This is a genomic window from Marinobacter sp. LQ44 (assembly GCF_001447155.2).
Lineage (GTDB): Bacteria > Pseudomonadota > Gammaproteobacteria > Pseudomonadales > Oleiphilaceae > Marinobacter.
In genome coordinates this window covers 3,236,140-3,250,315 of the sequence record NZ_CP014754.1, presented here as the reverse complement: position 1 = coordinate 3,250,315, position 14,176 = coordinate 3,236,140, and the positions used below count along the sequence as shown (strand labels likewise).

General features: G+C 56.1%; 11 protein-coding genes. 4 read left to right on the top strand and 7 right to left on the bottom strand.

Annotated features, from left to right (window positions below; genetic code table 11):
* Window positions 1–24: 24 nt before the first annotated feature.
* The 5 genes from ASQ50_RS14945 to typA form a co-directional block, all read right to left on the bottom strand.
* Window positions 25–882, bottom strand: a complete 858-nt coding sequence (locus tag ASQ50_RS14945; RefSeq protein WP_058090037.1) for a CYTH domain-containing protein — start codon at window positions 880–882, stop codon at window positions 25–27.
* Between the two features lie 93 nt (window positions 883–975).
* On the bottom strand, window positions 976–1,989 hold the full coding sequence (locus tag ASQ50_RS14940) for a porin (protein WP_058090036.1): 1,014 nt from the start codon (window positions 1,987–1,989) through the stop codon (window positions 976–978).
* A 490-nt stretch (window positions 1,990–2,479) separates the two neighbouring features.
* Entirely contained in the window at window positions 2,480–2,935 is a 456-nt protein-coding gene (dtd, locus tag ASQ50_RS14935; RefSeq protein WP_058090035.1) for a D-aminoacyl-tRNA deacylase, read from the bottom strand.
* A 106-nt stretch (window positions 2,936–3,041) separates the two neighbouring features.
* Entirely contained in the window at window positions 3,042–4,004 is a 963-nt protein-coding gene (pip, locus tag ASQ50_RS14930) for a prolyl aminopeptidase (protein WP_058090034.1), read from the bottom strand.
* An 86-nt stretch (window positions 4,005–4,090) separates the two neighbouring features.
* Window positions 4,091–5,902, bottom strand: coding sequence for a translational GTPase TypA (gene typA / locus ASQ50_RS14925; RefSeq protein WP_058090033.1), 1,812 nt, complete (start codon window positions 5,900–5,902; stop codon window positions 4,091–4,093).
* A 391-nt stretch (window positions 5,903–6,293) separates the two neighbouring features.
* Here typA and glnA point away from each other — a divergent pair, with 391 nt between their 5' ends.
* The 4 genes from glnA (at window position 6,294) to ntrC (ending at window position 11,192) form a co-directional block, all read left to right on the top strand.
* Window positions 6,294–7,697, top strand: coding sequence for a glutamate--ammonia ligase (gene glnA, locus ASQ50_RS14920; protein WP_058090032.1), 1,404 nt, complete (start codon window positions 6,294–6,296; stop codon window positions 7,695–7,697).
* Window positions 7,698–7,896: 199 nt separating this feature from the next.
* Complete coding sequence (locus ASQ50_RS14915; RefSeq protein WP_058090031.1) at window positions 7,897–8,421, top strand: DUF4124 domain-containing protein; 525 nt, start codon at window positions 7,897–7,899, stop codon at window positions 8,419–8,421.
* 240 nt (window positions 8,422–8,661) lie between these two features.
* Complete coding sequence (gene glnL, locus ASQ50_RS14910) at window positions 8,662–9,762, top strand: nitrogen regulation protein NR(II) (RefSeq protein ID WP_106693312.1); 1,101 nt, start codon at window positions 8,662–8,664, stop codon at window positions 9,760–9,762.
* Entirely contained in the window at window positions 9,759–11,192 is a 1,434-nt protein-coding gene (ntrC, locus tag ASQ50_RS14905; protein ID WP_058090030.1) for a nitrogen regulation protein NR(I), read from the top strand. Before glnL ends, ntrC begins: the two co-directional genes overlap by 4 nt.
* 7 nt (window positions 11,193–11,199) lie before the next feature.
* On the opposite strand, the gene ASQ50_RS14900 is transcribed toward ntrC, so the two are convergent.
* Window positions 11,200–11,862 (bottom strand): response regulator transcription factor, encoded by a 663-nt coding sequence (locus ASQ50_RS14900; protein WP_058090029.1) that lies wholly within the window; start codon window positions 11,860–11,862, stop codon window positions 11,200–11,202.
* Between the two features lie 174 nt (window positions 11,863–12,036).
* A complete protein-coding gene (locus ASQ50_RS14895) occupies window positions 12,037–14,151 on the bottom strand; it encodes a TonB-dependent receptor family protein (RefSeq protein ID WP_197492695.1) in 2,115 nt (704 codons plus the stop codon).
* Window positions 14,152–14,176: the final 25 nt, after the last annotated feature.

Here is a 14,176-nt window from a genome sequence, read left to right as displayed (position 1 = left end):
CCGGCCCCTTTTTTCTGTGCACCGTCAGCCTTCCGCCAAGGCCAACTGGAGGAAACCCAGGCGCGGCACATGATCAAGCAGATCTCGGGTGTTGCATCCCGATTTCAGAAAGCCCTCTACCTCGCGCCATGTAGCATGACATCCTGACTCCGTGGATTTCTGAGTTAATTGTCTGAAACAGTCTTCCGGCAATGCCAGCACAGCCCCTGTGAGCCAGGAGTCACTCAACGCCCGCAGGAACCCGCGCGCACACTCTCCATCTTCTGCCACCCGTGTTTCTCTGCCGGTAATACCCGCAAGATAGTAGCCCTGCTCCGCCTTACTGATCAGGTTCAGTAAAACCGGCACCTCAACAGCAAGTGCCTTGGCCCAGCTCAACAGCAGTGACGAGTTTCCGGACTTCAGCTCAAACTCCACCTCGCACAAGGGACGAGACCTCCCACCCCCGACGACCTCGCCAAAATCGACGGCAACTTCAACAAGTGCGTCCGCAGTTTCAAGCATCACCACCTGCCTGGAGAAGTTGGTTTCGAAGGCCACTTGGAGTTTCTGCAGATCCAGCTTTTGCTTTAATGGCGTGTCTTCAAGCAATGACAGGTCAAGCTCAGGCCCCGGCAGCGGCCATTCCCATTCCTGACGGCGATGGGCACCATCAACAAACTCGCCCTGAGTTTTCAGAGTCTGGATGTAGCGATCTCCAGATTGTCTCACCCGAAGTGCCGCCCTGGCCCTGTTAAGCGCTGCGTCCGGCGTATCGTAGTAGCGATTCATCAAATCCTTCTGACCACCGCGACTGGCCTCAGGCTGCGCAAGCAACCACTGGAGGGCTTTTGCCTGCGCCCGTTCCGATAGAGTCAGTTTGATTTCAAGTTCGACTTCCATGGCAGACTCCCAATAACAGGCCCCTAAATATACAAAAAAACCGGTGACCTGAGCCACCGGTTTTCGAGACTACTTGATTAGCAGGTTTGCTGATCAGAAGTAGTAAACAGCACCAACGGAAGCGAGTGAACGCTCACTCTTGTTAGCAACGCCGTATACGCCGTCATCGCCGCCACCGAGGTAGCCCTCGAAGTAGACATACATGTGGTCAGACAGGTTGTGCAGCGCTTGTAGTGTCACAGTGTCGATGTCTTTGTCAGCAAACTGCGCGTCGCTGAAATTGTCGTCGTACTGAGTCAGCTCATAAGACAAAGCAAACTGGTTCTTGCCTAGAGTATAAATACCCATCACACCAAAGGTGTCGGACACATCTTTACGGGTGTGGAATTCGCCGGTCAGACGCAGGTTGTCTAGGTTGTAGCTGGCGCGCACACCGTAGGTGTTCTCATTGTTTTCGCTGGGAACGGTGCTTATGCGATTATAAGCGCGGCCACCGTCGTTTGAGTCAACAGCGAACGCCAGCTCAAGGGCATCAACCTCGTACATAGCAGCCAGCTGCCATGGGTAAGACTTCTTGCCAAACTCATCGTCACCGTTGACCTGGACAGCGGCGCCGATAGTCAATCCACCGAAATTAGGAGACAGGTATTGAACCATGTCACCCTCGCCTGTGTCATAACTCACCGCCTGGTTCAGCAGTGCGACTTCGTAAAATTCTGAAATCTCTGTTACGGCTAGCTCGTAAATTGTGTCGTCGGTACCAACCCAGAGCTGGCCGAAGTTCTCACCCTTAACACCGATGTACGCTTCATCAATACGGAAACGACCTTCTGGATCGTTCGCACTATTGATGTCGTCAGCGCCAAGACGGTCGATTTCGACCTTGAAGAAACCAGTCAGACCAGGAGCGATTTCATGGTCATGCATCACACCGAGCGTCGAACCGTTGTCGCGATGCTCAACAGAAGAACCGCCACCGTCAACATTGTCGTGGTTCAGAACATACTGAATGTTACCGTATACGGTCGGCAGGTTGCTTTCCTGTGCCAGAGCAGCGCCAGAGAAGGTTGCAGCTGCGATAGCAGAAGCAAGGATAGTTTTTTTCATGTTGCGTCTTCCTTTTTGAGTTAACTCAGGTTTTCGACGGGTTCTAAATCCCGATTTTTGCTGGCAAAAACAGCCGGAGCTGCGCTTGCCGGACTCCTGATCGCCTCCCATTTATATCCTGCGGGACACGACATTTTTTCTTTTTATATGACTCAAGCCGTCAAGCTGAGCCTTACATCTCAACCACTTAACAGCTTTTCTTAAAGCTCTTAGTGATGGTCCTTTTTTTAATACAAAGGATGTATTTTTGCAAATTTTTAACAACCGGTTTTTAGCCTTTTTGGTGCCTACAAGGCAACCCTTTATGCTTGAAAGCTATCCAACTCCCAACATGCAAACTGTCCAAATTCGAGGCCAAAATAGCTTTTTATCATTTAAAACATACCGTTAACTTGAACCACACTGCATTACAACATCTCCTTAGATCATACGCCCGACAACGCAGCACCAGAAACGCGCACATAGATGGGGCGCGCAACATTTCGGGGCATTAATGTTTGCGCGAGACCTCCAACAAGAAAGTGACCGGCCCGTCATTGAGCAGAGCCACTTTCATATCTGCACCGAACTCTCCACCTTCTACACGCTCGCGCCCCATTTGATTACGGGTAATGTTCAGGAAGTCGTGATACAACGAATTCGCCAGTTCTGGTGCAGCGGCCAGGGAAAAACCCGGCCGGGTACCTGAACTGGTATCGGCAGCAAGCGTAAACTGGGGAACAACAAGGATGGAGCCGCCGGCGTCTTGAACATTAACGTTCATACGGCCCTGCTCGTCGGGAAAAACCCGGTATGAGAGAATTTTTCGGCACAGTTCCTTTGCCTCACTGGGTGAGTCGTCCCTTTCAACGCCCAGCAGCAACAGAAGCCCTTTGCCAATGCTGGCAATTTCGCGGCCATCAACCGTCACACTAGCTTCCGATACTCGCTGGATAAGCCCTTTCATTCAATCCCTTGAGCAACAACTTCGAGGGTTAAAAATCAGAAACGTCGAGAGTGTATCGGCGCGCAACACCGGCCGCAACCCCTCAGATCAAGAAAAGATAATCCAGTCACCCGGCGGGCGAGTCAGTTTGTGACACCACATCCTCAACGGCCCGAATCAGTGCATCGACAATGGCAGGTTCAGACGCGGAATGCCCCGCATCGCGGATAATACGCAGGTCTGCTTCTGGCCAGGCCAGACTGAGCGCCAGGGCGTTATCCAGCGGACACACCATATCGTAGCGGCCATGGACGATCACACCGGGTATTCCGGAAAGCCGCGCGGCATTTCGCACGATCTGGTCCGGCGTTAAAAACGCCTGGTTCACAAAGTAATGGCATTCAATCCTTGCCAGAGCAATCGCAACATGTGGGTGCGCGAAGCGTTCAACAACCCGAGGATTGGGATGCAAGGTGGCGCAACGCCCTTCCCAGACTGACCAGGCCTTGGCCGCCTGAATCTGCTCAAGCTCGTTGGGGCTGGTAAGCCTGCGGTAATAGGCCGGCACCAGATCATCACGCTCCACTTCCGGGATGGGTGACACGAAATCCTGCCAGTAGTCCGGAAACACTCGGCTGGCGCCTTCCTGATAGAACCAATGGATATCCTTGGGCCGGCACAGAAAAATGCCACGGAGTACCAGCCCGGTGACCCGCTCCGGGTAGGCCTGAGCATACACCAGGCTGAGGGTGGAGCCCCAGCTGCCGCCAAACAGCAGCCAGCGATCAATGCCCAGAAACTGGCGAACGGTTTCCATGTCGTCCACCAGCTTGTCTGTGCTATTGCCTTCCAGTTCCGCAAGCGGCGTGGATCGCCCTGCCCCGCGCTGGTCCATCAGAATGATCCGGAAGCGTTCAGCATCAAAATATCGCCGGTGATTATCCTCACAGCCACCACCCGGGCCCCCATGGACCACTAACACAGGAATACCCTCCGGATTGCCGGACTCCTCCAGGTAAAGCTCATGAGGCTCTTCCACCGCGAGGTGGTGACGAGCGTAGGGCTGGATTTCAGGATACAGGCTCAGCATGACGAACTCCGTTTAGGGATAACGGTAGTCTAGCTGAGATTTAAGGGGAGAAAGCAATGGCCGTCCCTGGCCATTCAATACTAATCTTACTTCTTACCGGCGCGCTTACGCTCGTTCTCGGTCAGCAGTTTCTTGCGCAGACGGATCGACTTGGGCGTTACCTCTACCAGTTCGTCGTCATCAATGAACTCCAGCGCCTGCTCCAGGGTGAACTTGATGGGCGGCACCAGGCCGATCACTTCGTCTTTACCGGAAGCACGCATGTTGTCCAGCTTCTTGCCCTTGGTAGGGTTAACCACCAGGTCGTTGTCGCGACTGTGAATACCACACAGCTGGCCTTCATAGATCTCCTGGCCCGGGTCGAGGAACAGTTTGCCACGGCTCTGCAGGGTTTCCAGCGAGTAGGTCAGCGCTGTGCCGGTCGCCATGGAAACGATGACACCGTTCTGGCGGCTGGTTACATCACCCATCTTCACCGGGCCATAATGGCTGAAGGTAGACGTCAGAATGCCGGTGCCTGATGTCATGGTCAGGAAGGTATTCCGGAAACCAATCAGGCCACGGGCGGGAATGGTGTATTCCAGGCGGATACGACCCTTGCCATCCGGGATCATGTTGGTCATGTCGCCCTTGCGCAGTCCCATCTGTTCCATAATGGAACCCTGGTGCTGCTCTTCAATGTCAATGATCACGTTCTCGTAAGGCTCTTGCTTGACGCCATCGATCTCCTTGATCACAACCTCCGGGCGGCCCACGGCCAACTCGAAGTTCTCACGGCGCATGTTCTCGATCAATACGGACAGGTGCAGCTCACCCCGGCCGGAGACCTTGAACTTGTCGGCAGAGTCCCCTTCTTCTACCCGCAGCGCCACGTTGTGCAGCAGTTCTTTTTCCAGACGTTCCTTGATGTTACGGCTGGTCACGTACTTGCCTTCTTTGCCAGCAAACGGTGAATCGTTGACCTGGAAGGTCATGGATACCGTGGGTTCGTCAACGGTCAGCGCCGGCAGTGCCTCAACATTGGCGGGATCGCATAAGGTATCAGAGATGTACAGCTGATCCAGACCACTCACGCACACAATGTCGCCAGCCTGCGCTTCTTCAACTTCCACACGCTGCAGACCGGAGTGGCCCATGATTTTCAGGATACGACCATTACGCTTCTTGCCATCGGCACCAACAGCCACCACCGGAGTGTTGGTTCTGACCTTGCCACGCATAATGCGGCCGATACCGATCACGCCCAGGAAGCTGTTGTAGTCCAACTGGGAAATCTGCATCTGGAACGGGCCGTCCAGATCTACGGAAGGCGCGGGCACATGGTCGACAATCGCCTGGAATACGGCATCCATGTTGTCGTCCAGGTTTTCATGCTCCATGCCGGCAATGCCGTTCAGGGCACTGGCGTAAACAATCGGGAAGTCCAACTGCTCGTCGGTGGCACCAAGGTTATCGAACAGGTCAAATACCTGATCCACCACCCAGTCCGGGCGCGCGCCGGGGCGGTCAATCTTGTTAACCACCACGATCGGGCGCAGGCCAGCGGCAAACGCCTTCTGGGTTACAAAACGGGTCTGCGGCATCGGGCCATCAATGGAATCCACCACCAACAGCACACTGTCTACCATGCTCATGACTCGCTCAACTTCGCCACCAAAATCCGCGTGCCCCGGGGTGTCCACGATGTTGATGTCGTAGTCTTTCCATTTCAGCGCGGTATTCTTCGCCAGAATGGTGATGCCACGCTCTTTTTCCTGGTCGTTGGAGTCCATAACGCGCTCGTTTTCGAGCTCTTTACGGTCCAAAGTTCCAGACTGGCGCAACAATTGGTCAACCAGGGTGGTTTTACCGTGGTCAACGTGGGCAATAATGGCAACGTTTCTAAGCTTATCAATCACAACGGGTATCCTGCAGAATTTAGCGGCGAGCAGTATATAGAAAAGTCCATGTCGATAATATGAAGAATAGTGCCTAATATGTAACCAATCGGCTAATGCACCGTTATCAGGCAGGATAAGAATCAATGCACCAATAAAGTGCACACATTCAGTGCAACCAATGCCTGTAAGCTGCACTCCGGTGCGCCAGAATCGCCCCAAAGCCTTGCCGCTGCGCTGTTCTGGCGCAAAACCGAAAAACTGGCAAGCCCCTTGCTTATACTTGTGCAGCCGTAATTGAAAGGTAAGAGCCAACAGCTTCTGTTAAGCTGCCCTGACCTGAAAAAGATCGGGCTTCAGCCCGCTGAACGATCCGGCATAACGAACACGACATCACTACGGAGCATGCACAATGTCCAAGACGATTGATTTGATCAAAGAACACGAAGTGAAATGGATTGACCTGCGCTTCACCGACAGCCGCGGAAAAGAGCAGCACGTCACCCTGCCCGCCACCGAAGCCGATGAAGATTTCTTTGCTGACGGCAAAATGTTTGACGGCTCCTCTATTGCTGGCTGGAAAGGTATCAACGAATCCGACATGATCCTGATGCCGGACGACGAGACCGCCGTACTGGATCCGTTCACCGAAGAAACCACTGTCAACATCACCTGCAACATTGTAGAGCCGTCTACCATGCAGGGTTATGAGCGCGATCCCCGCTCTGTTGCCCGTCGTGCCGAAGAATACCTGAAGTCCACCGGCATCGCCGATGGCGCGCTGTTTGGCCCGGAGCCCGAGTTCTTCGTGTTCGACTCCGTTAAATGGAATGTGGACATGCAAGGTGCGTCTTACCACATCCACTCCGAAGAAGCGGCCTGGGTTTCCGGCGAAGACTTCGATCGCAACAACATCGGCCACCGCCCAGGCGTGAAAGGCGGCTACTTCCCGGTTCCGCCGGTCGACAGCCTGCACGACCTGCGTGGTGCCATGTGTGCCGCCATGGAGTCCATGGGACTGGAAATTGAAGTACACCACCACGAAGTGGGTACCGCTGGCCAGTGTGAAATCGGCGTAGGCGCCAACACCCTGACCCGCAAGGCTGACGAAGTTCAGATCCTGAAGTACTGCGTACACAACGTGGCCCACGCCTACGGCAAAACCGCCACCTTCATGCCCAAGCCGGTGGTTGGTGACAACGGTTCCGGTATGCACGTACACATGTCCCTGAGCAAAGACGGCAAGAACCTGTTCGCCGGCGACAGCTATGCGGGTCTGAGCGAAGCCGCCCTGTACTACATTGGTGGTGTGATCAAGCATGCCAAGGCCATCAACGCCTTCACCAACCCGGCCACCAACAGCTACAAGCGTCTGGTTCCGGGCTTCGAAGCTCCGGTTATGCTGGCCTACTCTGCGCGTAACCGTTCCGCGTCCATCCGTATTCCGTACGTAAACAGCCCGAAAGCACGTCGTATCGAAGTGCGCTTCCCGGACCCGGCAGCCAACCCGTACCTGGCCTTCGCTGCGCTGATGATGGCCGGCCTGGACGGCATCCAGAACAAGATCCACCCTGGCGATGCCATGGACAAGGATCTGTATGACCTGCCGAAGGAAGAGGCTCTGAACATTCCGAAGGTTGCCGAAACACTGTCTGAAGCGCTGGACTGCCTGGAAGCAGACCACGAGTTCCTGACCCGTGGCGGCGTGTTCACCGAAGACATGATCGCAGGCTACATTGACCTGAAACGCGGTGAAGTTGAGAAGCTGAACATGACCACTCACCCGGTTGAGTTCCAGCTTTACTACTCCTGCTAATGCACTGCACCAATAAGGTGCAGAGCATTTAAGCCTGAAAGCCCCGCCCCGTGCGGGGCTTTTTTTGTGCCGTTTTTCTCAAATCCCGCCAAACACCCCGCGCCCTTAACGATATGTAACCAAGGGATCGCCCTCCGGCGTTGAAATGCCTGCACCCGCCGCCGATAATCGAGACAGTTCACTACCGCAGGTTATTGTCATGAAAGCACCGCTCACGCTCGCAACCGGCTTGTTACTGCTGGCCACCGCATCCGCCCACGCAGAGGTTTACCGCCATGTGGATGCCCAGGGCAATGTAACCTTCTCGGACGAGCCCATGCAGGGCGGGGAAGAAATCGAGGTTAAACCGGTAACCACCATCACACTGCCAAAGCCTGACGCGGTGAGAGAAACCGAACAGTTGCTTGAGGAAGTGGAGCGCGAAGGTGCAGCCTATGAGAGCCTTTCCCTGATCTCCCCTGAGAACGATCAGGCCTTCCACAGTGGCAACGGCGACGTCACCTTTGAAGTGCGCAGCACCCCGAGCCTGCGGCGCGGTCATCGCTATGAGGTTACCCTGGACGGCCAGCCAGTTGGCCAAAGCACTTCAGGCTCCATCACCGTCCGCAATATTGACCGGGGCACCCATCAGGCGGGCGTTCACATCGTGGATCGCGAAGGCATACAGGTGAAAAGCGGCCAGCCAATCACCTTTACCATTCACCGACCTTCGCGCCTGAACTGATATTTGCGCACCACTTTAGTGCAACCGCACCACGATAAAGCCATACTTTGGGCAGCGAAGGGGCAAAACCCCGGCTGCCTGTAGCGACAAGCTCCCCATCTGCACCAACCTACAGCACCCGGATGCCCTCCGGGCCCTGCTGTGCCCGTACTTAGACCATCATCTTATCTCAGCAGGCAAAACTGGTTCGTTTTTTGCAAAACCGGGGTAACTACTATGAGTTTAAAACGGAAACCAAGCATGTCGTTCCAACCATCCATCTCGCTGGGAAGCGGTTATAAGAGCATTCTGGACAGCCTGACCACGGCCGTTCTGGTGCTGGGAAACGACCTGACCATCCGTTACCTGAACCCCGCCGCCGAAAGTCTTTTTGAAACCAGCATGACCCGTAGCCAGGGCCTGCCCCTGAAAGACGTTCTGCTCGATTCTGCGGACGCTCTGAAAACCCTGTATGCGGCAGCAGGCAATGGCCAATCCTACACCCGGCGAGAAGCAGAATTCGCTTTACTGAGCGGCTCAAGGCTGACGGTGGACTATTCGGTGACACCCATCAGCCTTGAACCCATGGAGCTGTTGATCGAGATCCAGCCCCGGGACCGGCTGATGCGCATCAGCCGCGAAGAAGACATTATCTCCCAACAGGAGACCACCCGGATCCTGGTTCGCGGCATGGCCCACGAAATCAAGAACCCATTGGGCGGCATTCGTGGCGCGGCTCAACTGCTTGACCGGGAGCTGAACGATGAAGACCAGCGCGAATACACCCGGGTAATCATTGACGAAGCAGACCGCCTGCGCAGCCTGGTCGATCGTATGCTCGGCCCCAACAAGGCACTGAAAATCGCGCCCACCAACATCCACGAGGTTCTGGAGCGGGTACGTACCCTGGTGGAAGCCGAAAGCAGGGGCCGGGTCCGGCTGAAACGGGATTACGACCCCAGCATTCCCGAGTTCCCCGGAGACAAAGAACAACTGATCCAGGCATTCCTGAACATCGCGCGTAACGCCATGGAGGCGGCCTTCGAGAACGAAGGTGCAAGTCCTTCCGATGTACCGCCGACCATCACTTTCCGTACCCGTGCGCTGCGCCAGTTCACCATAGGCCATCGTCGTCACCGGCTGGTGTGCCGGGCCGACATCATCGATAACGGCCCGGGTATTCCAGCGGATCTTCTGCAGAACATCTTTTACCCCATGATCAGTGGCCGGGCCTCAGGAACCGGCCTTGGCCTATCCATTACCCAAAGCATCATCGGCCAGCACCGAGGGCTGGTGGAGTGTGAGAGCGAGCCCGGAAGAACCGATTTCATTATCTTCCTGCCTCTGGAGGACAACCAATGAGCCAACCGGCAAACGTCTGGATTATCGACGACGACAAGAGCATTCGCTGGGTGCTGGAACGCGCCCTCAACCAGGCCGGTATGCAGCCGCGGGTTTTCGACAGCGGCGAAAGCATCATGATGCGACTGGAACACGAACAGCCCGATGCCATCGTCAGCGATATCCGCATGCCCGGAGTAGACGGCATCACCCTGCTTTCACAGATTGTCGACAAGCATCCGGATGTGCCGGTGATCATCATGACCGCCCATTCGGACCTGGAAAGTGCGGTTACCAGTTATCAGACCGGTGCCTTCGAATACCTGCCCAAGCCCTTTGATGTGGACGATGCCGTGGCCCTGGTGAAACGCGCTGTGGCCCACAGTCATGAAAAACGGGCCGCCAGCGAACCCCAGGCCGACAGCGCCCAGCGCAATACCGAAATCATCGGTGAAGCTCCGGCCATGCAGGAAGTGTTCAGGGCCATCGGCCGCCTGTCCCATTCCAACATCACGGTATTGATCAACGGTGAGAGCGGCACCGGTAAGGAGCTGGTGGCCCAGGCCCTGCACAACCACAGCCCCCGGGCCCGCAACCCGTTCATCGCCCTGAACATGGCCGCTATCCCCAAGGATCTGATTGAATCTGAACTGTTCGGCCATGAGAAGGGCGCCTTCACCGGCGCCGGCGCAGCCCGCCAGGGGCGGTTCGAACAGGCGAACGGCGGCACCCTGTTTCTGGATGAGATCGGTGATATGCCAGCCGACACCCAGACCCGTCTGCTGCGAGTATTGGCCGATGGTGAATTCTATCGGGTAGGCGGCACCACCCCGATTAAAGTGGATGTGCGTATCATCGCCGCCACTCATCAAGACCTGGAAAAACTGGTGCAGGCAGGTAGCTTCCGGGAAGATTTATTCCACCGCCTGAACGTTATCCGCGTGCATCTGCCCAAGCTGGCGGAGCGACGGGAAGACATTCCCCGCCTGATGCAGCACTTCCTGAAGCGGGCCGCCAAGGAACTGGCGGTGGAGCCGAAGCTGTTGCGCCCGGATGCCGAAGAGTACCTGACCACCCTGCCCTGGCCCGGCAACGTCCGCCAGCTGGAAAACACCTGCCGCTGGCTGACCGTGATGGCCAGCGGGCGCGAGATTCATGTAGATGACCTGCCCCCGGAACTCCTGCACCAGGCGGAAAGTGAGCACAGCGCCACTGGCCAGACCTGGCAGGAAGGCCTGAAAAACTGGGCAGAACAGGAACTGAAGCGCGGCAAGAAGTCGATCCTGGACACCGCCGTACCGGAGTTCGAGAAGATTATGATTGAGGTGGCCCTGAAGCACACTGGCGGGCGCCGCCGGGATGCGTCCGTGCTGCTTGGCTGGGGCAGGAATACGCTGACCCGGAAGATTAACGAACTGAAAATCGATTCTGCTGAGGACGCGGAAGACTAAGCAGCCGTTACTCCTGGGAAACGGATGCCGCTGGCTGCGTGCAGATTTGAACCAGCCCGGCATCAATGGCGAAGAAGACCAGCTTCGCCATCGACTCGATTCCAAGGCTGCTCTTAATGGCGGTCACCGTATTGGCCACGGTTTTCTTTTCGATTGCCAGGGCATGGGCAATTTCATCATTGCTTAACCCGCGAGCCAGCATGGAAAACACTTCAAACTGGCGGCGCGTCAACTGCTGCAATTTTGCGGACTCGGAGGCCTGATCGTTGAACGACGACTTCATGATCAGATCGTATTCAACAAAAATTTCACCTTCGGCAACTCGCTGGACCGCCTTGATCAGAGTGTCGGTATCGCAGGACTTGGTGATGTATCCCATGGCGCCTACCTGGAGGGCGCGCTTAACGATGGGGACTTCGTTGTACATGCTGAAAAACAGGATGCGAGCATCTTTCTGATCCTCCAGAATTCGGGCCGCGGACTCAATACCGCTGATGCCGGGCAGTCCGACATCCATGATGATCAGGTCCGGCTGATGCCTTCTGCTGAAGTCGCAGGCTTCCTCCCCAGATGCCGCCTCCATAATTTCACAGGGTTCCAGGGCCATCGACAACAGGCTGACATAACCCTGTCGCACCACCGCATGATCATCCGCAATCAGAATTTTCATCTCGGACTCTTTTGTTGTTGGTATTCACCCGCCAAGATTATCACAACCCTCTCGGGCGTTTGTCCCCCCTGACACGAAAAAAGCTCCGGCCGCAGAGCAACCGGAGCATCGGAAGAAAAATGCCGGGAAAAGGAAGGAAACCCGGCCAAGCGATATGACTAACCGAGGGTCATATCAAAACCTCACTGTTGCGCCAGCAACAACCGTTCTCGGAGCGCCGGGGCGGATGCCGTCCTGCACATCCGAGATATACAGCTTGTCTGACAGGTTGCGCCCCTGAACCCACAAGGTTGCATCCGTGGTGGTTGGCAACTTGTAGCTTGCCCGTGCCGAGAACAGGGTACGGCTGGGCACCTTGCCCGCCTCGCCGTCGGAGGTCAGCTCACGGGTATTTTCGATATCACTGTAGAAGGACCCCAGATGGCTGACAGTGGCGCTCAAGTGCCAGCCGGCCATGTGATCCAACCCAACGGTGAAGCTGCCTGCCCGGGTCGGGATTTCAGGTACCCGATTGTCGTCCAGGGGTCCGGTGGTGAAACGGGCATCGGTGTAATTCAGCGCAGCTTCGGCGAACAGGTTGTAATCCGCCAGATAGAAGGCAGAGGAATCGATTCTGGCGCCGACATCGACGCCGGTAATGCGCGAATCCGCTGCGTTTACAAACAACGCATCGCCGAATTCGTCCACATCATCACGAATCAACGTGTCCTTGATGCGATTGTGGAACACGGCTGCATCCAGACTGACACCTTTAATTGCGCTGGTACGGATACCCAACTGGCTGTTCACGCCGGTTTCCGGGGTGAGCGGAAACTCATCCGAGCGAGCCGAGGCAGGCGCATAACCGCGATGGATGCCGGCGTAGATCTCTGATTGCGCAAACCCTGTGTAAAGCAGGCTGATCCCAGGCAGGAACAATGAGTTGGAATCCTTTTCCCGAACACCTTCGTCACTGCTACCAGGGCGAAACACCGTGTCTTTGTATTGGTTGTAGGTTTCATAACGAAGGCCCGGGGTCACCGTCCAATCACCAAAGCTCATGCTATTCTGGATATATCCGGAAACCGCCTCGGCATCGTATTCCACCAGGCGCCCGTCACGGGTGTAACCGTCCTCGCCAGAGACCGCCAACAAACGGCCGCGGTTGCCCTCATCCAGCTTCTCACCCGGCAGGCCAACAGGGCGGCGGTCCTCAAAGTTATGGTTTTCGTAGCGTACGCCGGTCTGGATACGATGGGTCAGCCCAAGCGCTTCAATGTTGGCCCACTCCAGTCGGCTCTCAACCCCCAGGTTCTCATAACGGCGATCCCGGCCTTCCATCACGCCGCCGTCTGCAGGTGCCGTGCCGCGAGTCTGGAAACGCGGGCGGTCCAAGTCTGTAAAGAAGACTTTACTGGACACGCTGACATCGTCCGTCACCTGCAGGTTATGGGTCAGGTCGTACTTCAGGTAGTTCACCGAAATGTTGTTATCTTCGCGCCCCTCATCGAAACGGCTCTTGTTGCGGGGCGCGTCACGATACTCCTGCAGAGAAAGGTTCGCTTCGTCGTAACCATCGCTGCGCTCACGCAAGTAGGTCACAGACGCCGCCAGCTGGTTGCGTTCATCAACCTGCCATTCCAGGCCAGTGTAGAAATCGTCGTACTGATGCTCTTCCACATCAAAGGTTCCATCAGCACGCTTGCCGGTGTAGGAGAACACCATGCCGACATCGCCTTCAGTGCGGCGATGGTGAATATGCTGCTGGATGGTGTCCTGGTTGCCCACGCCCACTTCGATGACGGTTTCCGGCACCGGGGTAGGTTTCAGGTTACGGAAATTGACGATGCCGTGGTTGTTCAGAGGGCCGTGGACAATCTGCCCGGCGCCCTTGTAAACCTCAACGCGCTCCAGGCGCTCCAGCGGCGGGGTGTAATGCGCACCGGAATCGAGGTATGCACTGTTGTTGATCGGCGTGCCGTCTTCGAGCAAGAGCACCTTACGGGAACGACGCGGCGGTGCACCGCGAACACCAATACCGGAGCGCCGGCCGAGGACATCATCATCAATGGTGCGCACGCCCGGCACAAAGTCCAGGGCATCATGCAGGGTGTAGGGCTTATACACATCGATCTGGTCACGGGTCAGCACGCTCGCGGCACCCGGCATGCCCTCAACAGACGTGGGCACCAGGCTACGCACATCCAGTGCCGGCAGATACACTGCCTCGCCTGTCTGCTGGGCCATCACAATGCCCGGAACGGAAGCCAGAACGGCGAAACGCACCGCGCGGATTATTGGTTTCAACATCAAACTCATCGTATTCCCCTTAGCA

What these genes read in the sequence shown, in the direction of transcription:
- ASQ50_RS14945 (WP_058090037.1), bottom strand. Translation starts at nt 882, where the DNA reads ATGGAAGTCGAACTTGAAATCAAACTGACTCTATCGGAACGGGCGCAG.
- ASQ50_RS14940 (WP_058090036.1), bottom strand. Translation starts at nt 1,989, where the DNA reads ATGAAAAAAACTATCCTTGCTTCTGCTATCGCAGCTGCAACCTTCTCT.
- dtd (WP_058090035.1), bottom strand. Translation starts at nt 2,935, where the DNA reads ATGAAAGGGCTTATCCAGCGAGTATCGGAAGCTAGTGTGACGGTTGAT.
- pip (WP_058090034.1), bottom strand. Translation starts at nt 4,004, where the DNA reads ATGCTGAGCCTGTATCCTGAAATCCAGCCCTACGCTCGTCACCACCTC.
- glnA (WP_058090032.1), top strand. Translation starts at nt 6,294, where the DNA reads ATGTCCAAGACGATTGATTTGATCAAAGAACACGAAGTGAAATGGATT.
- ASQ50_RS14915 (WP_058090031.1), top strand. Translation starts at nt 7,897, where the DNA reads ATGAAAGCACCGCTCACGCTCGCAACCGGCTTGTTACTGCTGGCCACC.
- glnL (WP_106693312.1), top strand. Translation starts at nt 8,662, where the DNA reads ATGTCGTTCCAACCATCCATCTCGCTGGGAAGCGGTTATAAGAGCATT.
- ntrC (WP_058090030.1), top strand. Translation starts at nt 9,759, where the DNA reads ATGAGCCAACCGGCAAACGTCTGGATTATCGACGACGACAAGAGCATT.
- ASQ50_RS14900 (WP_058090029.1), bottom strand. Translation starts at nt 11,862, where the DNA reads ATGAAAATTCTGATTGCGGATGATCATGCGGTGGTGCGACAGGGTTAT.
- ASQ50_RS14895 (WP_197492695.1), bottom strand. Translation starts at nt 14,151, where the DNA reads ATGTTGAAACCAATAATCCGCGCGGTGCGTTTCGCCGTTCTGGCTTCC.